Source organism: Streptomyces sp. ML-6 (assembly GCF_030116705.1).
Classification (GTDB): domain Bacteria; phylum Actinomycetota; class Actinomycetes; order Streptomycetales; family Streptomycetaceae; genus Streptomyces.
The window spans coordinates 3019461-3043699 of sequence record NZ_JAOTIK010000001.1; the positions used below are offsets into that span (position 1 = coordinate 3019461).

Annotated in this window: 26 protein-coding genes and 1 pseudogene; 13 read left to right on the forward strand and 14 right to left on the reverse strand. The window is 70.0% G+C overall.

Going from position 1 to position 24239, the window contains the following annotated elements; all coding sequences use genetic code 11:
- Positions 1-147: 147 nt before the first annotated feature.
- Entirely contained in the window at positions 148-1044 is an 897-nt protein-coding gene (gene rsmI, locus OCT49_RS13030; RefSeq protein ID WP_283852039.1) for a 16S rRNA (cytidine(1402)-2'-O)-methyltransferase, read from the reverse strand.
- Between the two features lie 53 nt (positions 1045-1097).
- Between rsmI and OCT49_RS13035 the strand changes: the two genes are divergently transcribed.
- Positions 1098-3002, forward strand: a complete 1905-nt coding sequence (locus tag OCT49_RS13035; RefSeq protein WP_283852040.1) for a dolichyl-phosphate-mannose--protein mannosyltransferase — start codon at positions 1098-1100, stop codon at positions 3000-3002.
- A 38-nt stretch (positions 3003-3040) separates the two neighbouring features.
- Here the strand turns inward: OCT49_RS13035 and OCT49_RS13040 are convergent, their stop codons facing one another.
- Positions 3041-4024, reverse strand: a complete 984-nt coding sequence (locus OCT49_RS13040; protein WP_502963366.1) for a GlxA family transcriptional regulator — start codon at positions 4022-4024, stop codon at positions 3041-3043.
- Between the two features lie 59 nt (positions 4025-4083).
- On the opposite strand from OCT49_RS13040, the gene OCT49_RS13045 reads away from it, so the two are divergent.
- Entirely contained in the window at positions 4084-5016 is a 933-nt protein-coding gene (locus OCT49_RS13045; RefSeq protein WP_283855781.1) for an NADP-dependent oxidoreductase, read from the forward strand.
- 18 nt (positions 5017-5034) lie between these two features.
- Here OCT49_RS13045 and OCT49_RS13050 read toward each other — a convergent pair whose 3' ends face one another.
- Positions 5035-5487: an Lrp/AsnC family transcriptional regulator gene (locus tag OCT49_RS13050; RefSeq protein ID WP_283852042.1), complete on the reverse strand. Its 453-nt coding sequence runs from the start codon at positions 5485-5487 to the stop codon at positions 5035-5037.
- 107 nt (positions 5488-5594) lie between these two features.
- Between OCT49_RS13050 and OCT49_RS13055 the strand changes: the two genes are divergently transcribed.
- From OCT49_RS13055 to OCT49_RS13070, 4 genes and pseudogenes are all read left to right on the forward strand, one after another.
- Complete coding sequence (locus tag OCT49_RS13055; RefSeq protein WP_283852043.1) at positions 5595-6554, forward strand: SMP-30/gluconolactonase/LRE family protein; 960 nt, start codon at positions 5595-5597, stop codon at positions 6552-6554.
- A gap of 515 nt (positions 6555-7069) precedes the next feature.
- A complete protein-coding gene (locus OCT49_RS13060) occupies positions 7070-7486 on the forward strand; it encodes a hypothetical protein (RefSeq protein WP_283852044.1) in 417 nt (138 codons plus the stop codon).
- A pseudogene (locus OCT49_RS13065) lies at positions 7458-8709 on the forward strand (IS3 family transposase). Before OCT49_RS13060 ends, OCT49_RS13065 begins: the two are co-directional and overlap by 29 nt.
- Before the next feature lie 43 nt (positions 8710-8752).
- Entirely contained in the window at positions 8753-9166 is a 414-nt protein-coding gene (locus OCT49_RS13070) for a hypothetical protein (protein WP_283852045.1), read from the forward strand.
- A gap of 349 nt (positions 9167-9515) precedes the next feature.
- Here the strand turns inward: OCT49_RS13070 and OCT49_RS13075 are convergent, their stop codons facing one another.
- On the reverse strand, positions 9516-10325 hold the full coding sequence (locus OCT49_RS13075) for a transposase family protein (protein WP_283852046.1): 810 nt from the start codon (positions 10323-10325) through the stop codon (positions 9516-9518).
- Between the two features lie 224 nt (positions 10326-10549).
- On the opposite strand from OCT49_RS13075, the gene OCT49_RS13080 reads away from it, so the two are divergent.
- Positions 10550-10855 (forward strand): YfhL family 4Fe-4S dicluster ferredoxin, encoded by a 306-nt coding sequence (locus OCT49_RS13080; protein WP_283852047.1) that lies wholly within the window; start codon positions 10550-10552, stop codon positions 10853-10855.
- Positions 10856-10859: 4 nt separating this feature from the next.
- On the opposite strand, the gene OCT49_RS13085 is transcribed toward OCT49_RS13080, so the two are convergent.
- The 5 genes from OCT49_RS13085 to OCT49_RS13105 all read right to left on the reverse strand — a co-directional run bounded on the left by OCT49_RS13085 (position 10860) and on the right by OCT49_RS13105 (position 12970).
- Entirely contained in the window at positions 10860-11198 is a 339-nt protein-coding gene (locus OCT49_RS13085; RefSeq protein WP_283852048.1) for a hypothetical protein, read from the reverse strand.
- 412 nt (positions 11199-11610) lie between these two features.
- Positions 11611-11760: a hypothetical protein gene (locus tag OCT49_RS13090; protein ID WP_283852049.1), complete on the reverse strand. Its 150-nt coding sequence runs from the start codon at positions 11758-11760 to the stop codon at positions 11611-11613.
- A gap of 288 nt (positions 11761-12048) precedes the next feature.
- Entirely contained in the window at positions 12049-12366 is a 318-nt protein-coding gene (locus OCT49_RS13095) for a hypothetical protein (protein ID WP_283852050.1), read from the reverse strand.
- 95 nt (positions 12367-12461) lie between these two features.
- On the reverse strand, positions 12462-12740 hold the full coding sequence (locus OCT49_RS13100) for a DUF7848 domain-containing protein (RefSeq protein ID WP_283852051.1): 279 nt from the start codon (positions 12738-12740) through the stop codon (positions 12462-12464).
- Complete coding sequence (locus OCT49_RS13105) at positions 12737-12970, reverse strand: hypothetical protein (RefSeq protein ID WP_283852052.1); 234 nt, start codon at positions 12968-12970, stop codon at positions 12737-12739. Before OCT49_RS13105 ends, OCT49_RS13100 begins: the two co-directional genes overlap by 4 nt.
- Before the next feature lie 135 nt (positions 12971-13105).
- Between OCT49_RS13105 and OCT49_RS13110 the strand changes: the two genes are divergently transcribed.
- From OCT49_RS13110 to OCT49_RS13130, 5 genes are all read left to right on the forward strand, one after another.
- Positions 13106-13936: a helix-turn-helix domain-containing protein gene (locus OCT49_RS13110; RefSeq protein ID WP_283852053.1), complete on the forward strand. Its 831-nt coding sequence runs from the start codon at positions 13106-13108 to the stop codon at positions 13934-13936.
- Positions 13933-14154: a DUF397 domain-containing protein gene (locus OCT49_RS13115; RefSeq protein ID WP_283852054.1), complete on the forward strand. Its 222-nt coding sequence runs from the start codon at positions 13933-13935 to the stop codon at positions 14152-14154. Before OCT49_RS13110 ends, OCT49_RS13115 begins: the two co-directional genes overlap by 4 nt.
- A 171-nt stretch (positions 14155-14325) precedes the next feature.
- The gene (locus OCT49_RS13120; protein ID WP_283852055.1) at positions 14326-14769 is read left to right on the forward strand and encodes an NUDIX hydrolase; all 444 of its coding nucleotides are present in this window, start codon (positions 14326-14328) and stop codon (positions 14767-14769) included.
- 204 nt (positions 14770-14973) lie between these two features.
- Positions 14974-16611 (forward strand): penicillin-binding transpeptidase domain-containing protein, encoded by a 1638-nt coding sequence (locus OCT49_RS13125; RefSeq protein WP_283852056.1) that lies wholly within the window; start codon positions 14974-14976, stop codon positions 16609-16611.
- Between the two features lie 149 nt (positions 16612-16760).
- Positions 16761-17288 carry a YbaK/EbsC family protein gene (locus tag OCT49_RS13130; RefSeq protein ID WP_283852057.1) on the forward strand — a complete coding sequence of 176 codons (528 nt, stop codon included), beginning with the start codon at positions 16761-16763 and terminating at the stop codon, positions 17286-17288.
- 18 nt (positions 17289-17306) lie between these two features.
- Here the strand turns inward: OCT49_RS13130 and OCT49_RS13135 are convergent, their stop codons facing one another.
- From OCT49_RS13135 to OCT49_RS13145, 3 genes are all read right to left on the reverse strand, one after another.
- The gene (locus OCT49_RS13135; RefSeq protein WP_283852058.1) at positions 17307-17951 is read right to left on the reverse strand and encodes a hypothetical protein; all 645 of its coding nucleotides are present in this window, start codon (positions 17949-17951) and stop codon (positions 17307-17309) included.
- A gap of 140 nt (positions 17952-18091) precedes the next feature.
- Entirely contained in the window at positions 18092-18940 is an 849-nt protein-coding gene (locus tag OCT49_RS13140) for an SDR family NAD(P)-dependent oxidoreductase (RefSeq protein WP_283852059.1), read from the reverse strand.
- Complete coding sequence (locus tag OCT49_RS13145) at positions 18937-20094, reverse strand: serine hydrolase domain-containing protein (RefSeq protein WP_283855782.1); 1158 nt, start codon at positions 20092-20094, stop codon at positions 18937-18939. The genes OCT49_RS13140 and OCT49_RS13145 overlap by 4 nt, the downstream gene beginning before the upstream one ends.
- Before the next feature lie 444 nt (positions 20095-20538).
- Between OCT49_RS13145 and OCT49_RS13150 the strand changes: the two genes are divergently transcribed.
- A complete protein-coding gene (locus tag OCT49_RS13150) occupies positions 20539-20916 on the forward strand; it encodes an SsgA family sporulation/cell division regulator (protein WP_283852060.1) in 378 nt (125 codons plus the stop codon).
- A gap of 256 nt (positions 20917-21172) precedes the next feature.
- On the opposite strand, the gene OCT49_RS13155 is transcribed toward OCT49_RS13150, so the two are convergent.
- Entirely contained in the window at positions 21173-23410 is a 2238-nt protein-coding gene (locus tag OCT49_RS13155; RefSeq protein WP_283852061.1) for an MMPL family transporter, read from the reverse strand.
- Between the two features lie 145 nt (positions 23411-23555).
- On the reverse strand, positions 23556-24128 hold the full coding sequence (locus OCT49_RS13160) for a TetR/AcrR family transcriptional regulator (RefSeq protein WP_283852062.1): 573 nt from the start codon (positions 24126-24128) through the stop codon (positions 23556-23558).
- Positions 24129-24239: the final 111 nt, after the last annotated feature.

Genomic DNA, 24239 nt, shown 5'->3' on the forward strand with positions numbered 1-24239 from the left:
GTCCGCCGGACAAAGCACTCCGGAGAATGCGTCCCTGACCCAGTGGACGCCTTTACCGGCGGGAGCGCATCGGTCCCTGTCGAGTGTTGGAGCGGTTTTGGTCTTCTCGTGGCGAAAAGGGTCCGCGCGCGGCTCTCGCTTTGCTTTTCACGATAGTCCCTTGGCCTCTTCGGGGCCGGTCCGAGCCGCGTTCTTTGCCGCGACGACGGCGTCGAACACCTCGCGCTTGGGGAGCCCCGCCTCGGCGGCGACGGCGGCGATGGCCTCCTTGCGCCGCTCCCCCGCCTCCTCGCGCACCCGCACCCGGCGCACCAGCTCCGTCGCGTCCAGTTCCCCGGGGCCGGTGTCGGCCGCGCCCTCGACGACGACGGTGATCTCGCCGCGCACCCCGTCGGCCGCCCAGGCCGCCAGTTCGCCCAGCGGGCCGCGCTTGACCTCCTCGTACGTCTTGGTCAGTTCCCGGCACACGGCCGCCCGCCGGTCGGCACCGAGGACTTCGGCCATCGCGGCGAGGGTGTCGCCGATCCGGTGCGGGGACTCGAAGAAGACCATCGTGCGGCGTTCCGCGGCGACCTCGCGCAGCCTGCCGAGCCGCTCGCCCGCCTTGCGGGGCAGGAAGCCCTCGAAGCAGAACCGGTCGACGGGCAGTGCGGAGAGGGCGAGCGCGGTGAGCACGGCGGAGGGGCCGGGGACCGCGGTGACCCTGATGTCCTTCTCCACCGCGGCGGCCACCAGCCGGTAGCCGGGGTCGGAGACGGACGGCATCCCGGCGTCCGTGACCAGCAGCACCCGGGCCCCGCCGGTCAGCGCCTCGACGAGCTCCGGCGTGCGGGCCGCCTCGTTGCCCTCGAAGTAGGAGACGACCCGGCCCGTGGTGTGGACGCCGAGCGCCTGGGTGAGGCGGCGCAGCCTGCGGGTGTCCTCGGCCGCGACGACGTCCGCCGTCTCCAGTTCGGCGGCGAGCCGCGGCGGGGCGTCCGCCACGTCACCGATGGGGGTTCCTGCCAGTACCAGCGTTCCAGTCGTTCCAGTCACAGGAATCATCCTCCCAGCCCGGGTGCCAGCGCTCGCACGGGCGCGTTCCCTACGATGGCGCGGTGACGAGTACTGCGCCCGAAGCCCGGCCGGGCCAAGACGCCGGGGAACCGCACGGCGAAGAGTCGGCATCCTGGCAGCAGCGGCTGCGCCGCTTCGGTCATTCGCCCCGGCCCGGCATCGGGCTGCGCGAACGGCTTGTTCCGCCGTACACCCGGCCCGGCGCCCAGCTGTGGGCGGTGCTCGGGGTCTCCCCACCGATGGCCGAGCGCCTGGTGCGGTGGTCGGCCTGGGGCGGACCGCTGCTGGTGGCGCTGGTCGCCGGGGTGCTGCGGTTCTGGAACCTGGGCAGCCCGCACGCGCTGATATTCGACGAGACGTACTACGCGAAGGACTCCTGGGCGCTGGTCAACCAGGGGTACGAGGGCGACTGGCCCAAGGACATCGACAAGCTGATCCTGGAAGACCCGTCGAAGGTGGAGATCCCGGTCGATCCGGGTTACGTGGTCCACCCGCCGGTCGGCAAGTGGATCATCGGTTTCGGTGAACAGCTCTTCGGCTTCACGCCGTTCGGCTGGCGGTTCATGGTGGCGGTGCTCGGCACGCTGTCGGTGCTGATGCTGTGCCGGATCGGCCGACGGCTGTTCCGTTCGACGTTCCTGGGCTGCCTGGCGGGCACGCTGCTCGCCGTGGACGGCCTGCACTTCGTGATGAGCCGCACCGCGCTGCTCGACCTGGTGCTGATGTTCTTCGTGCTGGCGGCGTTCGGTGCGCTGCTGATCGACCGCGACTGGGCGCGGCGCCGGCTGGCCGCCGCGCTGCCGGTCGACGAGGAGGGGGTGCTGCGTCCCGACGTGGAGGTCGCGGAGGGGCTGCGGCTCGGGCTGCGCCCGTGGCGGATCGTCGCCGGGCTGATGCTGGGGCTGGCCTTCGCCACCAAGTGGAACGGCCTGTACGTGCTGGCCGCCTTCGGTCTGATGACGGTGCTGTGGGACGTGGGCGCGCGGCGGACGGCGGGCGCTATCCGGCCGTACACGGCGGTGCTGAAGCGGGACCTGCTGCCGGCCTTCGTCTCGACGGTGCCGGTCGCGATCCTGACGTACGTCGTCTCCTGGACCGGGTGGATCGTCACCGGCAAGGGCTACTACCGGAACTGGGCGGCGACGGACGGGCAGGGCGGCAACTGGACGTGGCTGCCGGACTGGCTGCGCAGCCTGTGGCACTACGAGTACCAGGTCTACGAGTTCCACGTGAACCTGACGTCCGGCCACACCTACCAGTCCAACCCCTGGAGCTGGATCGTGCTCGGCCGGCCCGTCTCGTACTTCTGGGAGGAGCAGCCGGGCTGCACGACGTCGGGCAGCGGCAAGTGCGCCCGCGAGGTGCTGGCCATCGGGACGCCGCTGCTGTGGTGGGCGGCGTGCTTCGCCCTGGCGTACGTGCTGTGGCGGTGGTTCTTCCGCCGCGACTGGCGGGCGGGCGCGATCGTCTGCGGTGTGGCGGCGGGCTGGCTGCCCTGGTTCTTCTACCAGGAGCGGACGATCTTCCTGTTCTACGCGGTCGTGTTCGTGCCGTTCCTGTGTCTGGCGGTGACGATGATGATCGGCGCGATGCTGGGGCCGGGGGCGAGAGCGGTGCCCGGCCTGACGGGAACCGGCCCGGTGGGAGCCGGCCCGGTGGGAGCCGGCCCGGCGGGAACCGGGGCGGCGAGAACCGGTCCGGTGGAGGCCGTCCCGACGGGAACCGGTCCGGCGGGAATCGGCCCGGTGGAGGCTCTCCCGGTGGAGGCCGTCCCGGTGGGCGACGACCCGGCGTTGGAACGCCGGCGGACGCTGGGCGCGATCGGGGCGGGCGTCCTGGTGCTGCTGATCATCTGGAACTTCATCTATTTTTGGCCGATTTACACGGGCTCGCCGATCCCCGACGGCTCGTGGCGCGACCGGATGTGGCTGGACACCTGGATCTAGGACCCTCCGTCGGTCCAGGACCCTCCGTCCGGGAGGGTTCAGCCCGGCGTACCGGCGCCCCGGAAGGTGCGCCGGTACGCGAGCGGGGAGACGCCGATCGCGGCGTGCAGGTGCTCGCGCAGCGAGGTGCCGGTGGCAAAGCCGACCTGTCCGGCGATGTCGTCGACGGCGAGGTCGGTGGTCTCCAGGAGGTGCTGGGCCCGGGAGACGCGCTGCTGGATCAGCCAGCGGCCGGGGCTCGTGCCGACCTCGTCGTGGAACCGGCGCGCGAAGGTGCGCAGGCTCATCCGGGCGTGCCCCGCCAGCTCCGTCAGCGTCAGGGGCTCGTGCAGGTTCTCCAGCGCCCACTGGCGGGTGGCCGAGGTGCCGTTCGCGGACGCCGGGGGCACCGGGTGCTCGATGTACTGGGCCTGGCCGCCGTCCCGCCACGGCGGCACGACGCAGGCCCGGGCCACGTGGTTGGCGACGGCGGTGCCGTGGTCCCGCCGCACGAGGTGCAGGCAGACGTCGACGCCGGAGGCGGCACCGGCCGAGGTCAGCACGTCCCCGTCGTCCACGAACAGCACGTCCGGGTCCAGCGCCACCCGCGGGTACCAGGACCGGAAGACGTCGGCGACGGCCCAGTGGGTGGTGGCGGGTCGGCCGTCGAGCAGCCCCGCGGCCGCCAGTACGAAGGCGCCCGTGCAGATCGACACGATCCGCGCTCCGGGCCGTACCGCCGCGAGCGCCTCGGCCGCTCCCGGCGGCAGCTCGCGCGAGAGCCGGGAGATGTCGAAGGGCGGCAGCAGCACCGTGTCCGCCGTCGCGAGCACCTCGGGCCCGTGCCCCACCGTGACCGAGAAGTCCGCGTTCGTGGCGACGGGGCCGCCGTCGACGGAACAGGTCAGTACCTCGTAACGGTCCAGGAGCGCACCGAAGACCCGGCTCGGGATGCCGAGCTCGAAGGGGTACGCCCCGTCCAGCGCGAGGACGACGACACGATGGACAGCCATGGCACGATCCCGTCGGAAGATGGCATTCATGCCATGGTACGGCCCCGGGGTCCGGGGCGAGGCTGGAGCACATGACGAACCCCACCACCATGCGCGCCATCGGCCAGGACACCCACGGCACCCCCGAGGTGCTGAAGGAGGTCGTGCTGCCGCGGCCCGTGCCCGGCCCGGGGCAGGTCCTGGTCGCCGTGCGCGCCGCCGGGATGAACCCGACCGACTGGAAGCACCGCGCCGCCGGCCTCTTCCTGAACCGCCTGCCGCTCGTCCTCGGCTGGGACGTGTCCGGCGTCGTCGAGGCCGTCGGCTTCGGCGTCACCCTGTTCGAGCCGGGCGACGAGGTCTTCGGGATGCTGCCCTACCCGCACGGCGTCGGCTCCCACGCGGAGTACGTGACGGGCCCCGCCCGCGCCTTCGCGCACAAGCCCGCCGGCCTCGACCACGTCCGGGCCGCCGCCCTGCCGCTCGCCGCCCTCACCGCCCACCAGGCACTCGTCGACACCGCCGCGCTACGGGCCGGGCAGCACGTCCTGGTCCACGCGGCGGCCGGCGGGGTCGGCCATCTCGCCGTCCAGATCGCCAAGTCCCGCGGGGCGTACGTGATCGGCACCGCCAGTGTCCCCAAGCACGACTTCGTCCGCTCCCTCGGCGCGGACGAGGTGGTCGACTACCGCACCACCGACTTCCGCGACGCCGTCCGGGAGGTCGACGTGGTGCTCGACCCCCTGTCCGGCGACACCCGTGCCCGTTCCCTCGACGTCCTGCGGCCGGGCGGCGTCCTCGTGTCGCTCCTGCCGGGAACCGATCCCGACGAGGCCGGGAAGGCCGCCGCCCGCCGGGTCCGTGTCAGGACCCTGCTCGTCGAGGCCGACCACGCCGGCATGAACGCGGTCGCCGAACTGGCCGCCGCCGGTTCCCTGCGTCCCCACGTCGAGGCCGTCTTCCCGCTCGCGGACGCGGCGAAGGCGCACGCGCTCGGCGAGACGGGCCGCACCACCGGCAAGATCGTGCTCACCGTCCCCTGAGGGCCCGCCCCGTCCGGATCAGGAGGGGTCGGCGGCGAGCGGGGAGAGCTGCCGCTCGAAGAAGGTCTCCAGGACCACCGTGGCCTGCGTCCCGCTGACCCCGTCGATGGCGTAGATCCGGCGCAGCACGTCCTGCAGTTGCTCGGTGGTCGCGGTCCTGACCTTCACCAGCACCGAGGCGCTGCCGGCGATGACGTGCGCCTCCAGGATCTCGGGGAGCGCGGCGAAGTCCTGTGCCGAATCGCCCATCCAGGACGTCGAGTCGACCATCACGTAGGCCAGCACGGCACCGCCCGCGGCGACCGGGTCCACCTCGGCCGTGGTCCGCCGGATGACGCCGCGCTCGCGCAGCTTCCGCACCCGCTCGTGGGCGGCGCCGGCGGACAGGCCGACGGCCTGCCCCAGCGCGGCGTAGGACTGGGTGGCGTCCTGCTGGAGCAGGTCCAGCAGCTCGCGGTCTATGTGATCCACAACTCTCCGTTCGGATTTCCCTTGCGGTGACCATATCTCATCTCACAATCTTCACTTCGGGCCGATTTTCATTCGGCGCACGGTGCCTTTCGTGAGGAGTGGATCCTGTGAGCGGTGAACGCCCCGGGCTGTACGAGATGTTCGACGACCGGTTCCGTACCGGGCGGTGCATGAACGGCGACGACGCGCTGGAGGTCCTGTACACCGGCTGCCGCTGGGCCGAGGGACCGGTCTATCTGCCCGCCTGGCGCCAGGTGGTCTGGAGCGACATCCCCAACGACCGGATGCTGCGCTGGGACGAGGAGACCGGCGCGGTCGGCGTCTTCCGCCGCCCGGCCGGGCACACCAACGGCAACACCCTCGACCGCGAGGGCCGGTTGATCACCTGCGAGCAGGGCAACCGCCGGGTGACCCGGACCGAACACGACGGCACGATCACGGTGCTGGCCGACCGCTGGCGGGGCAGGCGCCTGAACAGTCCGAACGACGCGGCGGTGAAGTCCGACGGCTCGATCTGGTTCTCCGACCCGGACTTCGGCATCACCAGCGACTACGAGGGCCACCGCGCGCAGAGCGAGATCGGCTCCAACAACGTCTACCGGATCGACCCGGCCTCCGGCGAGGTGCGCCTGGCCGCGGACTGCTTCGGCGCCCCGAACGGGCTGGTCTTCTCGGCGGACGAGCGGCAGTTGTTCGTCTCCGACACCCGGGCCGGGTTCATCCGGGTCTTCGACGTGCGGGACGACGGCACGCTGTCGGACGGCGAGGTCTTCGCCGAGGCGGCAGCCCGCGAGAAGGCCCGCTTCGACAACCTCCGCTTCGACGACGGCGGCCGGCTCTGGGCCGCCGCCCTGGACGACGGCGTGCACTGCTACGACCCCGACGGCGCCCTGATCGGCCGCCTGGACGTCCCCGAGACGGTCGCCAACATCTCCTGGGGCGGCGCCAAGCGCAACCGCCTCTTCATCACCGCCGGGACCAGCCTCTACTCGGTGGTCATGGGCGTCACCGGCACCCACCCGACCGGCCCGGGACGACGGCCCTGGCTGGACCCGGCACCCCGGTGACCTCCCGGCCGGGACGCGCCGCCCGGGCACGGGCCGGACCGCCCGCCTCCGCGTTCAAGGACGCTCGTGGTCAGGCCGGAACTCCGAGCGCGCCGCCGAGCACATCGAGCCCACGTGTCTGCTGGGGCAACGATCGGTACAAGGTCAGGGCCCGGGTGCGGGAACTGGCCACTGCCGACTACGTGAACATCCTCCGCGAGCTGGTCGGTTCGGGGCTGGAGCTGATGCACTTCACTGGGGGAACTTCACCCGGTGAAGAAGTCACGCGGTAGCTTCCGCCAACGGCTCCACCCCGGCGCAAGGACCTGCAACGCCCCCTGTGGACCATCCGGGCACTCGGCGAACGCACCGCCGCCGAACTCAAGGAGTGCTGGCGCTCCCTCAAACGGATCACCCTCAGCCTCGGCCGCATCGACGCCACCGCCCGAGCCACCCTCGCCCTCAACCGATCTAAACCAGTTGTCAGTGTCTCTCCCTATCATCCCAAGCAGTCCTGTCGATTAGAGGAAGACACCATGGCCGAAGAAACGCACAGGAAGTACGACAACACCACCATCGCCGCACTCATGACCTTAGCGAGGGGCGGCTGCTACGCCCCCCGCTGTGGAGCACCAACGGTGCGCATCATCGACGGCAAGCCTGTCCTGAACCTGGACATCGCTCACATTCGCGCTCTGAAAGCTGGCGGGAAACGGTACGACCCTTCCTGGAACCTGGACAAAAGGAACAGCTTCGCCAACCTGCTGTTGTTGTGCAATGTGCACCACAAGCGCGTCGACGGCGTGGACGGTGAGAAGTACACCGTGGAAATCCTTGAGGGATGGAAGCGCGTCCGCGAAGCCGACGGACAGGATGAACCGCCCCGGGTGAAGTGGAGACTCGATTTCATGAAAGGATCGAGTCATGGCACGACCTTCCCGTTACCCGCTTGAGCTGCGCCGACGTGCGGTGCGCATGGTCGCCGAGGTCCGCGGCGACCACCCGACCGATACCGCGGCCTTGCAGGCGGTGGTCGAGAAGCTGGACATCGGCTCCCGCGAGACGCTGCGGAACTGGGTGAAGCAGCACGAGATCGACGCGGGGACCCGTCCGGGGACCACGACGGAGGAGTCCGCCCAGGTCAAGGCTCTGAAGAAGGAAGTCGCCGAGCTGAAGCGGGCCAACGGGATCCTGAAGGCCGCGGCGTCTTTCTTCGCGGCCGAGCTCGACCGGCCACACACACGCTCGTAGCGTTCATCGACGAGCACCGGGACCGCTTCGGCGGCGTCGAGCCGATCTGCCGTGTGCTGAGCGCACACGACTGCAAGATCGCCCCTCCACCTACTACGCCCACCACAAGCGCCGGACCGTGCCGTCCGCCAGGACCGTGCGGGACGGCGAGCTGAAGGAACTGATCCAGCACGTCCACGACTCCAACTACCGTGTCTACGGGGCGAGGAAGATCTGGAGGGAGCTGAACCGGCAGGGCCACGTCGTGGCCCGCTGCACCGTCGAACGCCTGATGCGCGAGCTCGGCATCGCCGGCGCGGTCCGCGGCAGACGTGTGATCACCACGCTTCCCGGCGGCCAGGCCGAGCGGGCCCCGGACCTGGTGGACCGCGACTTCGTCGCGAGCGCCCCGAACCGCTGCTGGGTCGCGGACTTCACGCATGTAAAGACCTGGGCCAGTGTCGTCTATGTCGCCTTCGTCGTGGACACCTTCTCCCGCCGGATCGTCGGCTGGTCCGCGGCCACCGTGAAGGAGACGGTCTTCGTGCTGGACGCCCTGGAGATGGCGATCTGGCAACGCGACCGCGACCAACACCCCATTCGGCCGGGAGAGTTGATCCATCACAGCGATGCGGGTTCGCAGTACACGAGTTTCCGGCTCGCCGAGCACCTGGACGCCGCCGGCATCGCCGCCTCGATCGGATCGGTCGGGGACGCCTACGACAATGCCCTGATGGAGAGCACGATCGGCCTGTTCAAGACCGAGCTGATCAAGCCCCAGAGGCCCTGGAAGACGCTCTCGCAGGTCGAGCTCGCCACCGCCGAGTACGTCGACTGGTACAACCACCGCCGACTTCACGGTGAGATAGACCACGTCCCGCCCGCCGAATACGAGGCCAATCACTACATGGAATCCACGAAACCCCAGGTCACAACCACAATCTGAGATCTCTACCGAACCCGGGGCGGTTCAGGATGCCCTTGCCGGATTGAGCGGGCTGACTGAGGCCCGGTTGGTCAAGATGATCCAAGAGGCTCAGGATCAATACGTTGATCGGCTCGCTCCATTACTGGGAGCCATCGCCAAACAAATGCCGGAATTGTCGTCCCTCCTCAAGATCCTCAAGACGGATCTTGAGTACACCCAGGGGCGTACACCTGACATTTCGGAAGACACAGCCTGGATGGTTTACCAGGCCAGCCGAGACCTGGCACACCTTCAGGACAACGCGCCGTTGCTGCTGGAGGCCGGTGACGAGCTCGCTCATCTGCAAGACATCAGCTTGCTGACCTCCGCAGCTCAGGCCTTGAAGCAAGTAGCAAATCTGCCGGAAGCTCTCAACGGCGCAGTCGACAACATTCGGAGTGCTGCGGCTTCCCTTTCGGACGCAAGAAGGTACTGATCGAGCTAAATGCCAACTGGCCGGGTCCGAGCTGCCACCTGGGCCCGCGATGAGACCCAGGTGGATCAAGCAAGACCTTTGCCAGCAGGCTCTGCTGGCAGGGCCGGGTTATTTGAACCCGTGGCCTCTTCACCCCGAAGCAACCTGGGTACGTGTTGGCTCTTGGGTCGCTGTACGTCTCGCCTCGCGTGATGGTTCGTAGGCGTCCGCGATTGCACCACTGTGAGCTTCCGCCAACTTGAAGTCGCAGGTCAAAGGGCTGGTGTGATTGGTCCTCGGGGTGCTCGTGCTGGTCATGGGCGGGAGTCCGCAGAGAAGATCATCTGTCAGTGTTTGACTTCGAGGTCCGTCAGGACGAGCAGAGCGCAGAGCAGTTGGGGACGCGGGCGGGGTTGGCGCGGAGTTTGATGAGGATCCGCCAGTTCTTGAGGTGGGCGAAGCCGTGCTCGACCGGTGCGCGTCCGACGGCGAGGACGCGGTTGGCTTCCTTCTCGCCTGGGGTGAGCTTGTGGGTTCGGCCGGCGGTGTGGCCGGTGACGATCACGGGGTCGAGGATGTCGTTGTCCAGTCCGCGGAAGCCGAGATCGGCCAACGCCCCGAGGCTGGCGGCGCGCAGGTGGGTCAGGATGTGGTCGTGGTGGGCGGCGGTGTTGTCGTGGGTTCGGCCGGGGCGGGCGGCGGACATCCAGATCAGGCGGCCCTTTTCGTCGGTCAGAGCGAGGAAGTGCAGGCCGTGGCTGTGATGCTTGCCGGAGTAGTTCCGTCGGTCGGCTCTTCCGGTGCGGCGCTGGGTGCGGATGAGGGTGCCGTCGATCAGGACCACCTCCCCGCCCGGCTTGGCTACCTTCCGTAGGGCACGGTCCAAGCGCGGTGCCTGGGCGGCGAGCAGTCCGATCAGCTCGTCCCGCCAGCGGCGCACGGTGGACTCGGACACGTCGTTGCCGCCGGGCATGTCGGCCAGGCGCTGATCGTGGCGCAGTACGGCCAGGACGATCACTGCGATCCGTCCGGGTGGCAGGATCCGCCACCGGGACCGTATCGCCTTCAGGTGGTGCCGCAGCAGGCCGGCGAGATGGTTGACGGTGTGCGTGGACAGCGGCAGACGGCACTGGTAGACAAGCGGGCAGGTGTTCTCGGCGCGTTCCTTGGCTTTCGTCACACAACTCCAACGGCTGCCGGGGGCACTGTGGTTACCCCCATGCCTCACTGTTCAGGCTGCGGCCTGTCTGTCACAGGATGTTCAGACGGGACGACGGACCGGCAGCCCTGGTGGTCGCTGGAGAAGCACTGGCCGGCGGGCCCCATACGGAGGCACCACGCGGCACTGCCCGGCTGTTCGCTCGTTGGTCATCGGACTGCACCAAGCGACAGGAGCGAGCCGTCATGGCCATCAAGATCACCGAAGACTGCATCAACTGCGGCGCCTGCGAGCCCGAGTGTCCGAACGAGGCGATCGAGGCGGGTGACGAGATCTACGTGATCAACCCCAGCGCCTGCTCGGAGTGCGTAGGTTTCTACGACCAGCTCGCGTGTCAGGCGGTGTGCCCGGTGGAATGCTGCCTGACGGATCCGGACAGGGTGGAGGCCGAGGAGGTCCTGATCAACCGATCCTTGAGCCTGCACCCCGATGACGCCGAGCTCCGGCGGAAGGCGGAGGCCAACGACTACCCCAGCCACTTCCGGAAGTGAACCTTCACCGCTCTGCGGGGCAGGAACTCCCGCCGGTCCGGCGGGCCTGGCGCTGACGCACGAGAGCGGCGTGCATGCGCACCACGGCGGCACGATCGGGTACGTGATAGGCACGCGCGTCGCGCTCGTAGTTGTCAAGTAGCTGCTGCCCGACAAGTGCCTTCTTGTCCGGGTCCTTACCGCATGCTTTGAACAGCTCGCGGTAGCGAGCCTGGTACTCCGGAAGACCCTTCTTGTGGCGGGGTGCGGCCACTGCGGGGCGCCCGTGGCCTGCAAGGCATGACGCAGCAAGGCCCCCGAGCATGACCCGGAGCGCTTGGCGGCGTGTTGGTTCGAAGGTCATGCACGGAAAGTAGCAGATTGGCTACGTAAAGCTAGTGCGGGTGGCTGCGCTCCGAAGCGCCGGCCAACACACTGACGGGCGGACAGGAGCCGTGAGAACCGGCCCCTTCCTACAGGCGAGGAGCGAACCGCCGTCGGGCTGTTTGCGCAGCCAGCCCCGATCGGCCAGTCGGACTAGCTTCGCTCGAAGCGGTTCCAGCTTGGCCCGCACGCTGACATCCACCCCCCAGCATTTCACCGACCTGCCGAGCCATGACAGGTCCGGCGCCCTGCCGCACGACCGTGAGAATGCGCTGATAGTCCGGCGGGAGAACAACCTCCTCCGCACCTGACGTACGGTGCGGAATCAGCATCACTGCCCGGCCACCCACCTGCCCGGGCGCCAGCGCGGTCGAGGCGCGCTCATCAGCGAGCTACTCAATCACACGTTCAAGGACTCGCTCAGCGATGGCGAGTTCGTCCTGCTCTGTCCGCACCTCAGCCAACTGCTTGGCCAGCTGTTCTTCGAGCTCGTCCAGTTCCGCCCGCCGCGCGGTGATCCGTTCCAGCAGCTCGGGATCCATACAGCGGATCGTGGAAGGCCGCCCGGCCACAGCGAGCAGAAACCGGTGAATCGCTTGTGCTGACGGACGATCTACTCCGCGGACTCCCGCCCACGACCAGCACGAGCACCCCGGGGGTCGATCACACCAGCCCTTTGACCTGCGACTTCAAGTTGGCGGAAGCTCTGTGTGCGTCAGCGCCGTCACTCAGGTAGGCACTCACCCGGTGTCCACTGATGACCCACGGGCGGCCGGGCCCTGAGCCGGTCCGCGTGCTTCGGACAGATGATCCAGCCAGGACAGGAGTCTTCACAGGTAGAGCTGTCGTTCGCAGGTCCGGCAGAAGGTCTTTCCGGCGCGGTTCTCGGTCTGCCGGTGCTCGCACGCCGTCGTCCCGGGCCCGCCCGCAGGCGGTGTGTGGGCGGGCAGGGCGAGTCTCGCGGGCCGCACGGTCCGTGCGGGGCGTGCGGCGCGGCTGTCGGTTGCGTCGCGGTGGTGGGTCTGGGCTCGCACTATGCGGTCGATCTCCATCAGGCACGGGCCGCACGCGTACACGTCGCCCGTCGCGCCGGGGGTGTGCACGGAACCGATCCACAGCACGCGCACGCCCTCGCGTCGGCAGTACAACCAACAGGCCCCCTCCACCCACGCGTTGCCGTCATCCGCCCGCGCGACCGGCGGCCACGCATCGCGCCACGGCCGCCCTGCGGCAGGGGCGAACCTCACGGCGCGCCCCCGTGCGTCCGCGCGAGCCGGGCCGGTTCGTCGGTCAACGGCCGCAGCACCGCGTAGTCGCCGAAGTTCCGGCGGCAGCGCCGGTGCCCCGTCTCCTGCGTGTGCCCGCGCTGCCACTCCTCCACCGGCCCGGGACCGCCGTACGCACCGGACTCCGCACCGCACTCGGTCTCGTCACCGGACACACAACGCGCCCCGTACTCCGGCTCCGCCGTCACGTCCTGCTCGACGGAGAACGGAACGTAACGGAACACCCGCCGGGTCACCGCCCCACCCCCCGCCGGAGCGCGACAGCGAGCGCACGGGCCGTCTCCACATTGCACCGCCCCAGGTCGACCAGCACACCCGGGGCGGTCCCCGCACAGGAAACGGCATCGAGGGACAGGGACGGCAGCTTCACCCCCGCCACCCTCAGCACATCCCTCAACTCGTCGCGCGCCCGCTCGGCGTCTACGTCCTCGTCCCGCACTGTCTGCTGCCTGTCTGCCGTCGCCATGCTCGACACTCCCTGCGTTCGTCTGCCGCCCTGACGGGAATCCGCTACGTTGCGTGCCTCAAGCGTCGCTCTCCATGACGGAGATCAACAGGCATTCATGTCCCCTGCCGCTACTGGGGAGATGGGAGTTGCACCATGGCTGCACGTCCGTGCGAACTGACCCCCGACCGAAGCGCCCGGCACTTGTTCGGCGCGAAAATGCGCACTCACAGAGAGCTGGCAGACATGAGCCTTGAGGCGCTGTCCAACGTGGTGAACATCAGCCGCAGCCATCTGTCCCGCATCGAGACGGCAGAATCCATGCCACCTCCGGACCTGCCGCCCCGACTGGACGCCGCCTTCGGTACGGACGGGATCTTCCAGGAGCTGTACCGGCTTGCGAGCAAGGAGATCCACCCCGACCAGTTCCAACGCCGCATGGAACTTGAGGCGCGAGCACGAGTGATCGGGGAGTACAGCGGCCAGATCGTGCCGGGGCTCTTGCAGACGGAGGACTATGCACGGGCCCAGTTCAGAATGGCCAACCCCTGGAAATCGGAAGACGGGATCGAAGAGCTGGTCACCGCCCGTCTGAGCCGACAGTCGGTGTTCCGGTCCGGCCCCCTGATGGACTACTCAGCAGTACTGGACGAGACCATGCTCCGACGGGGCTTCGGCGGGACGGCCGTAATGCGGGCACAGCTCGCGCACCTCGTAGAACTGACGCATACCCGGGTGACCATGGTTCAGGTCCTCCCGTTCGACCTCATGGGACATGCGCTGGTCGGTGGCTCCCTCATGCTGATGACCTTGAACGACGGTGCCCGGATCGCCTACGAGGAAGGCATCACGACCGGCACGTTGACGGAAGATCTGGAGAGCGTCGTCGACCATCAGCGGGCATACGATCTGCTGAGGGCCTCTGCCCTGTCGCCGGGGGACTCGGCGGCGTTCATCCGGTCCGTAATGGAGGCACTTCCAACATGAGTACCGCACCTGCCCCCTCCCGCACGGAGTGGGTCAAGTCGAGTTACAGCGGTAACGGCGGCGGCAACTGCGTCGAGTGGGCACCGTCCCACGTCGACTCGGGCATCGTCCCCGTTCGCGACAGCAAGTCCCCCGAGACCCCCGCGCTCGTCTTCGAACCGTCGGCGTGGTCGTCGTTCGTCACTGCCCTGCAGCACGATGAGTTCCGCGCCCTGTGACCTCGACCCTCTTCTGCTCGACCGGCCCTCGCCACATGGCGGGGGCCGTTGTCATGGCAACGGCCCCAACTGTCGGTGCCCACGGGCACGGCCGCGGCATCGCTCACCCGACCGTGCTCGACGTGCCGTACGCAGCCCTGCTGTCGGAGTGAGTGGCTACGCTCACGGGCCATGACCACAGCACCCGACCGGGGGGCACGGTCCGACGCCTCCGTCATCGTGGCCCGTGACACGGACGGCAGGGTCGCCATCCTGACCTCGGACTTTCCCCAGCACGGCGGCGCGTACGTGTTCCTGCCCGGGGGACGCCGGGAGGGCCGGGAGACGGCGGAACAGTGCGCACGGCGTGAGCTGCGCGAGGAAGCCGGTGTCACCGCCGCCGCCTGGCGCCACTTGGGCTCCTACGCCATCACCCTCGACTCCCCCGCCCGCATCAGTCTCTTCCTGGCCGAAGGACTCACCTGCGGCCCCCGGCAACTCATGCCCGGCGAAGCGGACTTCAAGCTGATGTGGTGGCCCATGACCCACGCGATCCAGGCCGCCGCCGAAGGACGTTTTCTCCTTCAGGGCGGCCCGCTGGCGCTGTTCCTGGCCCAGCAGGTCATCTCGTCCTGACCAGTGGCACGAACCATCTGAAACATGCCGTTCGGCAGCGGAATGCCCTGCCCGAATGGCGTGCCCGAGCTGCGTGTTCAGGGTGCAGGTATCGCGTATCCCGTTCCTATAACAACCGTCTCGACCGCCCCTCCCCTCCCGTAGTGTGCCGACCAGCATCCCCTTGAACACGTTCAAGGGGGCTCCTGGGGAGGGGACTGCAGGATGCGCAGTGGAGCGAAGGTCGCCCTGGTCGGCGGAATATTCGCGGTCGTGGTCGGCGGGGTGGGGTACGGGGCGTACAACATCCTGGACGACCTGGGCGGGGGCGGTGGCAGCGGCGCGGAGAGCCGTTCCGCGTCCGCCGAGGTGAAGACGGGGCCGGTCACCGAGGAGGAGATCGGCGAGGCGTCGAAGAAGTTCCTGAAGGCGTGGGCGAGCGGCGACTCGGCCGCCGCGTCCCAGCTGACCAACAACGCGGGCGAGGCCGGACCGGTCCTCGCCGCCTACCGCGAGGTGGCCCACGTCACCGAGGCGGTGATCACGCCGGGCCCGGCGGTCGGCTCGAAGGTGCCGTACACGGTGAAGGCCACCGTGTCGTTCGGGGGGAAGTCCAAGCCCTGGTCGTACGCCTCCGAGCTGACCGTGGTGCGCGGCCTTACCACCGGCAGGCCGCTGGTGGACTGGTCCCCCGCGGTGGTCCACCCGGATCTGACGGACGGCGCTTCGCTGCGGACGGGCGAGGCGTCGACCCCGGCGATCGAGGCGGTCGACCACAACGGCAAGGTGCTCACCAAGGAGAAGTACCCCTCGCTGGGGCCGATCCTGGAGGCGCTGCGCAAGAAGTACGGCGAGAAGGCCGGCGGCACCGCGGGCATCGAGACCTGGATCGAGAACGCGGACGGGAAGACCCCCGACAAGACCCTGCTGAAGCTCACCAAGGGCAAGCCGGGGAAGCTGGTGACCACCCTGGACGCCGGGATCCAGGCGGCGGCCGAGACAGCGGTGAAGAGGTACGGCCAGGCGTCGGTGGTCGCGATCCGGCCGTCCACGGGTGCGATCCGCGCCGTCGCCAACAGCCCGGCCAACGGCTTCAACGCGGCGTTGCAGGGCAAGCAGGCGCCCGGTTCGACGATGAAGATCGTGACCGCCGCGATGCTGATCGAGAAGGGCCTCGCCTCGGCGGGCCAGCCGATCGAGTGCCCGAAGAACGCGATGTACCAGGGCCGCACCTTCCACAACCTGGACGGCTTCGACATCCCGCAGGGCACCCTGACGACCAGCTTCGCCCGGTCCTGCAACACGGCCTTCATCAAGCTGATCGACGACACGAAGGACGACGCGGCGCTCGCCGAGGAGGCCCGTGAGGTCTTCGGCATCGGCCTGAACTGGCAGACGGGCGTGGTGACTTACGACGGCAGCGTCCCCGAGGCGACCGGCGGCGAGGCGGCGGCCCAGTACATCGGCCAGGGCACGGTCCAGATGAACGCCCTCAACGTGGCGTCCATCACCGCCACCGCGCGGACCGGCACCTTCCGCCAGCCGGTCATCGTGGACCGGGACCTCGACGGCCGGGTGATCGCCACCGCCGCCAGGTCGCTGTCCCCGAACGTCTCCCGGCAGCTGACCGAGATGATGCGCCAGACGGCGGCCTGGGGCACCGCCAAGGCGGCGATGGCCACGGTCGGCGGCGACAAGGGCGCCAAGACGGGCTCGGCGGAGGTGGACAACCAGGAGACGTCCGACAGCTGGTTCACCGGCTTCAGCAACGACCTGGCCGCCGCCGCGGTCGTCAAGGCCGGTGGCCACGGCGGCGATGCGGCGGGCCCGGTGGTCGCGACGGTCCTGCGCGCCGGGCCCTGAACCGGAGCGGGGAGGGACAGAGGCCGGGCCCGGGACAGGTCCGGAACCCGGCCCGGCCCACCTGGCCCGGCACACCTGGCCCGGGTCACCGCCGCGTGTCCCGGCAACTCCGTCGCAGGCCCCGTACCGCGTTCGCTAGCGTGCGGGGCATGAGCGCTCCCGACACCACCACCGACACCACCGCCACCCCTGCCACGGCCGCCGCCGAGGCCCGCCCCCGATTCGCCGAGGCCCTGCGGGAACTGGGTCTCGACGTCGAGATCCGCACGTTCCCCGAGGCCACCCGGACCGCCGCCGAGGCCGCCGCCGCGATCGGCTGCGAGCTCAGCGAGATCGTCAAGTCGCTGATCTTCGAGGCCGACGGCGTACCGGTACTGGTCCTGATGGACGGCTCCTCGCGCGTCGACGTGGAGCGCGTGCGCGTGGAGCTGGGCGCCGGGAAGGTCGGGCGGGCCGACGCCGGCCTGGTCCGGGAGACGACCGGTTACGCGATCGGGGGCGTGCCGCCCTTCGGCCACCGTACGAAAACCCGGGTGCTGGCCGACCGCGGACTGCTGGACCACGCCGTGGTGTGGGCGGCGGCGGGCACCCCGCACACGGTCTTCCCGCTCGACCCGAAGACGCTGATCGAGCACGCCGGCGGAACCGTGGTGGACGTGCGCGAACAGCCGAAGTGACCTGATCCGCGAGCCGGTTCAGCCGAGTACGTACGGGTCGAGGAACTCTCGGAGCTGGGCGGGCGTCGGCTCCGACTCCTCCTCGTCGTCCTCGCCCGGCTTCGGGGCGATGGTGCGCGGCGGACACGGGTCGGCCATCGATCCGTTCGGGTCGTCCGAGCGGAAGCGTTCCCCGTGGATCTCCTTGCTGCCCAGCCGTTTGCCGGTCGCGGCCTCGTACACGGTCACCTTGTAGACGCCCTTGTAGAGGTAGAGGGAGAACGGGTGCTGCCTGGTCTCGCCGCTGCCCGTGCCGCCGAGGACGTCGGGCATGGTCTGGTAGATGCAGCGCTTGACCTGTTCGCCCCGGCCGGTGCGGTCGACGCAGGCGACGAGCTGCACCGTCTCCGGCTTCGCGGGGTTCCAGACCCGGAGGTCGGCGGCGGTCGGCTTGTCCGAGCCGGAGTCCGCCTCGAGCCAGTAGTCGTCGATGACCACGGGGCGGGGGCCCTTGTCGGAGCGGGGGGCCGCCTGGGCGAACTTCTGGGGCTCCTCGCACATGGCCCGGTAGCGGTAGGTGACGAACGGCTTCTCCTCCTCGTCGAAGAAGGCCAGGTAGCCGAACCACACCAGTGCGAGTGCCGCGGCCAGTGCGGCCACCGTCCCGATCGCTTTCCGTGCCATGCCGGTCGATCCTTCCCCCGTAGCGGTCCTCGGAACGAATCCTTCCTTCCCGGCGGGGCCGGCACAACCGCGTGGGGGCGTCCCGGAGCGGAACGGCACGAAACTGCCGCTCCGCTCCGGGGCGCCGGGGGTACGGGGGCCTACTCCCCCGAAATCGCGTGCTGGAAGCCGTAGTTCGTGGCCGTGAGTCCACCGTCCACCCGCAGTGTGGTCCCCGTGATCCAGGCCGCGTCGCGGGAGGCGAGGAAGGCGACGGCGGAGGCGATGTCCTCCGGCTCGCCGACCCGGCCGAGCGGGTAGATGCGGCTGACCCGGGCCAGCGCCACGTCCTGGCCCGCCCAGGCGTCCGTGCGGACCGTGCCGGGGGCGACCAGGTTGACGCGCACGCCGCGCGGCCCGGCGTGCCCGGCGAGGGTGCGGGTCAGACTGGCGAGGCCCGCCTTGGCCGCGCTGTAGCCGTGGTTGCCGAAGTCCTGTTCGCCGTTGACCGAACCGATGTTGACGATCGCGCCCCGGCCGGAGGCGATCAGGTGCGGGAGCGCGGCGCGGGAGCAGCGGTACGGGCCGGAGAGCGAGATGTCCAGGTCGCGTTCCCACGCCTCGTCCGGCTCGTCCTCGAAGAGCGGGAGGTCCGAGGAGCAGGAGTACGCGTTGTTCACCAGCACGTCGAGCCGGCCGAAGCGGGCGACGGCGTGGGCCACCGCGGCCTCGACCGACGCCCGGTCGCCCACGTCGCAGGGCAGCGCCTCGGCGGTGCCGCCCGTCTCGCGTATCGCCGCGGCGGTGCGTTCGGCGCGGTCACCGTCCAGGTCGGTGACCAGGACCTGGGCGCCCTCGGCGGCCAGTCGGCGGGCCGTGGCGGCGCCGATGCCCCGGCCCGCTCCGGTGATGAGCGCGGCGTGCCCGTCGAATCGGGGGCCTGCGGCGGAGGGTGCAGGGGTGGCGGGGTGAGCAGGCCGAGAAGGCCGAGAAGGCCGAGGAGGAGTCATAGCGCCGACCGTACTGCCCTGACCAGGGCCTGGGCACGGGGGTCGGCGGTGACTCCTTTCTGCAGACCGTTCGTCACATAGCCCAGTGCGATGCCGGATTCGGGGTCGGCGAAGCCGAGGGAGCCGCCCCGGCCGGGGTGGCCGAAGGAGCCGGGGGCCAGCAGCGGGGCCGCCGGGCCGTGGAGCATGTAGCCGAGGCCGAAACGGGTGTTGACGACCAGGACCCGGTCCGGGCCCGCCGACTCCTCGGTGCGGGCCAGGGTGAGGGTGGCGGGGGCGAACAGCCGGTGGCCGTCGACCGGGCCGATCATCGCGGCGTAGCAGCGGGCCAGGGCGCGGGCGGTGGAAATGCCGTTGGAGGCGGGGAGTTCGGCCGCCCGGTAGCCGGGGTCGTTCTCGTCGGGCAGCGGGTCGATGGCGCCGAAGGCGCGGCGGGTGAGGGACTGCGGGTCGCGGTACGCCTCGGTGACGGAGCGCTTGGGTCGCAGCCGCAGGGCGCCGCTCCCGTCGGTGGGCGGTTCGACGGGCCCGATCCGGCCCACCCGGTGCGCCTCGTCGGCCGGGAGGCCGAACCAGAAGTCCAGGCCGAGGGGGCGGGCGATCTCCTCGGCGATCCAGCGGCCGATGGTGCGGCCGGTGACCCGGCGCACCAGTTCGCCGACGAGCCAGCTGTAGGTCTGGGCGTGGTACCCGTGGTCGGTGCCGGGTTCCCACTGGGGGCGCTGGGCGGCGACGGCCTGCGGCCCGGAGTTCCCGTCGGCCGCCTCGGAGGGGGTCAGCGGGCAGTCGAGCGCGGGGAGTCCGGCCCGGTGGGACAGGATGTGCCGGACCAGGACGCGTTCCTTGCCGGCCGTCTTGAACTCCGGCCAGTACGTGCCGACGGGGGCGTCGAGGTCGACCTGGCCGCGCTGGTGCAGCAGCAGTGGTACGGCGGCGGCGATGCCCTTGCCCGCCGAGCGGACGATCTGCACGGTGTCGACGGCCCAGGGTTCGGCGCCGTCCACGTCCCTCGTGCCCGCCCACAGGTCGACGACCTTGTGCCCGTCCCGGTAGACGGCGACGGCGGCGCCGCGTTCGCCGCGCTGCTCGAAGTTGCGGACGAACGCGTCCCGGACCGGTTCGAATCCGGCCGCCACCGTGCCGCGTACGTCCACGTCTGCTCCCGCGCTCCCGCTCATCCCCCCATGGTGCATCCCCGCACGGGTGGGGCGGGGGCCGGGTCACCCGTTGTTCATGGTCACGGCACGTTCACGGGCGCCCGCTGCGGCCGGAAAGTTCGGCATCCGCCCGGCGAGGACGGACGCGGCGACGACCCCGGTGACGGCCGGGACGGATGCGTCGATGAATCCGTCGCACACATGTCGGGTACATGTCGGGCACATGTCGGATGCATGCATGACGAAGCTCCGCTTTCCGCGACCCCGCTGCCGCCACCAACGTGTCGTGAACCGCTCAACCACGGGGACTTGCGGCAGAGCCCTCGCAGGAGTGCCTTCGCCACCACTGGCCACCCACCCCCTTGGCGCAAAACGCCCGCACCCTTGGCGCAAAATGTGCGACATTTAATGACAGAGGAGAAAAAGCAGGAGGAATTGGCCATGCCCCCCGTGATTCATGAACAGACCGAGGCCTGGCTCGTCAACGACACCCCCGACCTTCCGGCGGTGCCGGTCGACCTGCTGTACGACGCCGACGAGGACCCCCGCACCGTCCGGGTCGCCTTCCCCGGCGGCATCGACTGGTCCTTCGGCCGCGACCTGCTGGAACGCGGCCTGCTCTCCCCCGCCGAGCGCGACGGCTTCCGGGTGTGGCCGTGCGGGCGGACCCAGCTGGTCGTGGAGCTCCACTCGGAGAAGGGAGTGGAGGTGGTGCAGTTCGACAGCGCACCGCTGGTCCGTTTCCTGCACCGCACCCATGACGGGACCGCCGACGACGAGGGCATCGGGGGACGGCAGCCGCACGACATCCCCGCGTGACCGGCGGGGGACGGCAGCCGCACGACATCCCTGTATGGCCTGTTCGCCAGGTGCCCCGCCCGGTCCACCCGCTTGGCGCAAGCCCCCATGGCGGAAGCCCCCGTGCCGCTCGCACGGGGGCTTCCGTTGTCGCCCCGGCCCCCGTCCCCACAGGTGACCGGCGCTTCCGGGGCCGCGTCCCGCTCGGACGCGGCCCCGGAGTCCCTGTTCCCGATCCGGGCCCGGAGACCGGAGACCGGAGGCCCGGGGACCCGGCTCAGACCCGGGCCAGCTCGCGCTCGCCCTCGGCGTCGCCGCCGGGACCGCGGCCCGCCGCGGGCGTCTCGCCGAGCTGCTCGCGCAGCCCCTCGCCCTCCACGTCCACGTTCGGCAGGATCCGGTCCAGCCAGCCCGGCAGCCACCAGGCGCGCCTGCCCAGCAGGGCGAGGACCGCGGGCACGATCGCCATCCGGACCACGAACGCGTCGAAGAAGACGGCGATGGCGAGCGAGAAGCCGATCATCTTGACCATCTGCTCGCTGGAGCCGATGAAGCCGGCGAAGACCGCCATCATGATCACGGCCGCGGCCGTCACCACCCGGGCGCCGTGCCGGAAGCCGGTGACGATCGCCTGGCCGGGCTTCTCGCCGTGGACGTACGCCTCGCGCATCCGGGTCACGAGGAAGACCTCGTAGTCCATGGCCAGGCCGAAGACCACGCCCACCATGAAGATCGGCATCATCGACATGATCGGGCCGGTCTGCTCCACGCCGAAGAGCGAGCCGAGCCAGCCCCACTGGAAGACCGCGACGACCGCGCCCAGGGCCGCGACGACCGAGAGCAGGAAGCCCAGGGCCGCCTTCAGCGGCACCAGCACCGAGCGGAAGACCAGCATCAGGAGCAGGAAGGCGAGGCCGACGACGAGCGCCAGGTACGGCAGCAGCGCGTCGTTCATCTTCTGCGAGAAGTCGATGTTCATCGCCGTGGAGCCGGTGACCAGGACCTCCGCGCCGGTGTCGGACTTGATGTCCTGGCCCGCGTCACGGATCGAGTGGACGACGTTCTCCGTGTCGACGGAGCTGGGCCGGTCCTTCGGGATGACGGTGATCATCGCGGTGTCGCCGGCCTTGTTGAACTGGGCCGGGGTGACGGCGACGACGCCCTTGATGCCGGAGATCTCGTCGGAGACCTGCTTGGCCGCAGCCTTGCCGTCGGAGCTCTTCGCGGTGTCGACGACCACCATCAGCGGCCCGTTGAAGCCGGGGCCGAAGCCTTCCGAGAGCAGGTCGTAGGCGCGCCGCTGGGTGGTGCTGGTGGGCTGGGAGCCCTCGTCGGGCAGGCCCATCTCCAGGGAGGCGGCCGGGACGGCGATCGCGCCGAGGCCGATGACGCCGACCAGCAGCACCCCCACCGGCCTGCGCAGCACGAACCGCGCCCAACGGGTGCCCATGTTCGGCTTGCCCTCGGCCCCGGACGGGGCCTCGGCAGCGGCCTTGCGCGCCTTGCGGCCCATGACCCGCTTGCCCGCGAAGCCCATCATCGCCGGGACCAGGGTGAGCGCGATGAGGACCGCGATCACGACCGTGCCGGCCGCGGCGAAGCCCATCTTCGACAGCATCGGGATGTTCACGACGGCGAGGCCGACCAGCGCGATGACGACGGTGAGACCGGCGAAGACCACCGCGGACCCGGCCGTGCCGACGGCCCGCCCGGCCGCCTCCTCGCGCTCGCGGCCCTCGGCCAGCTCGGCGCGGTAGCGGGAGACGATGAACAGCGCGTAGTCGATGCCGACCGCGAGGCCGATCATCATCGCGAGGGTGGAGGTGGTGGAGCCGAGGTCGAGCACGTTCGCCAGCGCCGTGATCGTCGAGACGCCGATGCCGACGCCGATCAGGGCGGTGAGCAGCGGCAGTCCGGCGGCGACCAGCGAGCCGAAGGTGATGACCAGCACCACCGCGGCGACCGCGACGCCGATGATCTCGGTGGCCCCGGTCTCGGGGATCACCATGAGCGCGTCACCGCCGATCTCGACGGTCAGCCCGCTCTTCTGCGCCGCGTGGCCCACGTCCTCCAGGGACTCCCGGGTCGCGTCGGTCAGCTCCATCGAGTTGACCTTGTAGGACACCGAGACGTACGCCGTGGACCCGTTCTTGCTGACGGCACCGGCGGTGTACGGGTCGGTGACCGAGGCGATCTGGTCCGAGCCGGACTTCAGCTCGCCGATGACCTTGTTCACCTCGGCCTTGTTGGCCGGGTCGGTCATCTTCTCGTCGCCGGGCGCCTTGAAGACGACCCGGGCGGTCGCGCCGTCGGCACTGGCTCCGGGGAAGCGCTGTTCCAGCAGGTCGAAGGCGCGCTGCGCCTCCGTGCCCGGTATCGAGAAGGAGCTGGAGGTGGCGGTGGACGCGGAGGCCGCGCCGAATCCGGCGAGCGCCAGCAGCGCCACCCAGATCAGGGCGACGTAGCGGCGCCGTCGGAAGGCGAGCCGTCCGAGTTTGTAGAGGAATGTGGCCACGGGGGCGTACTCCCGGTCAGGTCGTGTGAGTGGAAAAGGGCGTGTGGAGCCGGCCCGACGACGAGAGCGGCGTGTCAGGTGGAGCGGGGAGAAGGCCGTGCGGGTGGACCGGCCGCGCGGGGTCGGTCCGAGGGGAATCGGTACCTCAGACTCCGAGAGCGGGGAGAACCACGGAGTCGACGTAATCGAGCAGGAACGCCTGGTCGACGGAGCGGTCGTCGACCAGTTGCCGGGCGGCGAAGGCGCCGATCAGCATGTGCGGGAGGTATTTCAGCGCCGGACTGTCCGGCCGCACCTCGCCCCGGTCCACGGCTCGGCGCAGCAGTTGGTCGAGGCCGTTCATCTCCGGCTCGATCAGCAGCTCGCGCAGGGCCTCGCGCAGATCGGGGTTGTCGTGGACGGCTTGGCTCAGACCCCGTATCAACGCGGAGTCCTTCTCCATCTGACAGTCGTCGGCACGGCCCAGCATGGCGTGGAAGTCTCCGCGCAGCGAACCGGTGTCGATCTCGTCGAGGGACACCGGTTTGTTGCTCCGCAGAGCCTTGGCGACCAGCTCGGGCTTGCTCCCCCACTGACGGTAGAGGGTGGCCTTGCTGGAACGGGTACGGGCGGCGACGGCGTCCATGGTCAGGGCGTCGTAACCGACCTCGCGGAGCAGGTCGAGCACGGCGGCGTACATCTCGTCCTCGCGCTCGGGCGTGAGTCTGGTGCGTGCCATGTGCCGACCTCCTTCCTCTGTCCTCGGGTGCGTACGCGGATGTTCTGGATGCGCACACGAGCCTCGCCGACCGACTCGAACATCAGTCGGTCGAACGAAACTGTTTCGTAC

Excerpts from the sequence above, each read along its gene's own strand:
- OCT49_RS13120 (WP_283852055.1), top strand. The coding sequence starts at position 14,326 with ATGACCACAGCACCCGACCGGGGGGCACGGTCCGACGCCTCCGTCATC.
- OCT49_RS13040 (WP_502963366.1), bottom strand. The coding sequence starts at position 4,024 with ATGAATGCCATCTTCCGACGGGATCGTGCCATGGCTGTCCATCGTGTC.
- OCT49_RS13085 (WP_283852048.1), bottom strand. The coding sequence starts at position 11,198 with ATGACCTTCGAACCAACACGCCGCCAAGCGCTCCGGGTCATGCTCGGG.
- OCT49_RS13125 (WP_283852056.1), top strand. The coding sequence starts at position 14,974 with ATGCGCAGTGGAGCGAAGGTCGCCCTGGTCGGCGGAATATTCGCGGTC.
- OCT49_RS13130 (WP_283852057.1), top strand. The coding sequence starts at position 16,761 with ATGAGCGCTCCCGACACCACCACCGACACCACCGCCACCCCTGCCACG.
- OCT49_RS13080 (WP_283852047.1), top strand. The coding sequence starts at position 10,550 with ATGGCCATCAAGATCACCGAAGACTGCATCAACTGCGGCGCCTGCGAG.
- OCT49_RS13140 (WP_283852059.1), bottom strand. The coding sequence starts at position 18,940 with ATGACTCCTCCTCGGCCTTCTCGGCCTTCTCGGCCTGCTCACCCCGCC.
- OCT49_RS13135 (WP_283852058.1), bottom strand. The coding sequence starts at position 17,951 with ATGGCACGGAAAGCGATCGGGACGGTGGCCGCACTGGCCGCGGCACTC.
- OCT49_RS13150 (WP_283852060.1), top strand. The coding sequence starts at position 20,539 with ATGCCCCCCGTGATTCATGAACAGACCGAGGCCTGGCTCGTCAACGAC.
- rsmI (WP_283852039.1), bottom strand. The coding sequence starts at position 1,044 with ATGATTCCTGTGACTGGAACGACTGGAACGCTGGTACTGGCAGGAACC.
- OCT49_RS13045 (WP_283855781.1), top strand. The coding sequence starts at position 4,084 with ATGCGCGCCATCGGCCAGGACACCCACGGCACCCCCGAGGTGCTGAAG.
- OCT49_RS13060 (WP_283852044.1), top strand. The coding sequence starts at position 7,070 with ATGGCCGAAGAAACGCACAGGAAGTACGACAACACCACCATCGCCGCA.
- OCT49_RS13110 (WP_283852053.1), top strand. The coding sequence starts at position 13,106 with ATGGCTGCACGTCCGTGCGAACTGACCCCCGACCGAAGCGCCCGGCAC.
- OCT49_RS13090 (WP_283852049.1), bottom strand. The coding sequence starts at position 11,760 with ATGGATCCCGAGCTGCTGGAACGGATCACCGCGCGGCGGGCGGAACTG.
- OCT49_RS13115 (WP_283852054.1), top strand. The coding sequence starts at position 13,933 with ATGAGTACCGCACCTGCCCCCTCCCGCACGGAGTGGGTCAAGTCGAGT.
- OCT49_RS13160 (WP_283852062.1), bottom strand. The coding sequence starts at position 24,128 with ATGGCACGCACCAGACTCACGCCCGAGCGCGAGGACGAGATGTACGCC.
- OCT49_RS13105 (WP_283852052.1), bottom strand. The coding sequence starts at position 12,970 with ATGGCGACGGCAGACAGGCAGCAGACAGTGCGGGACGAGGACGTAGAC.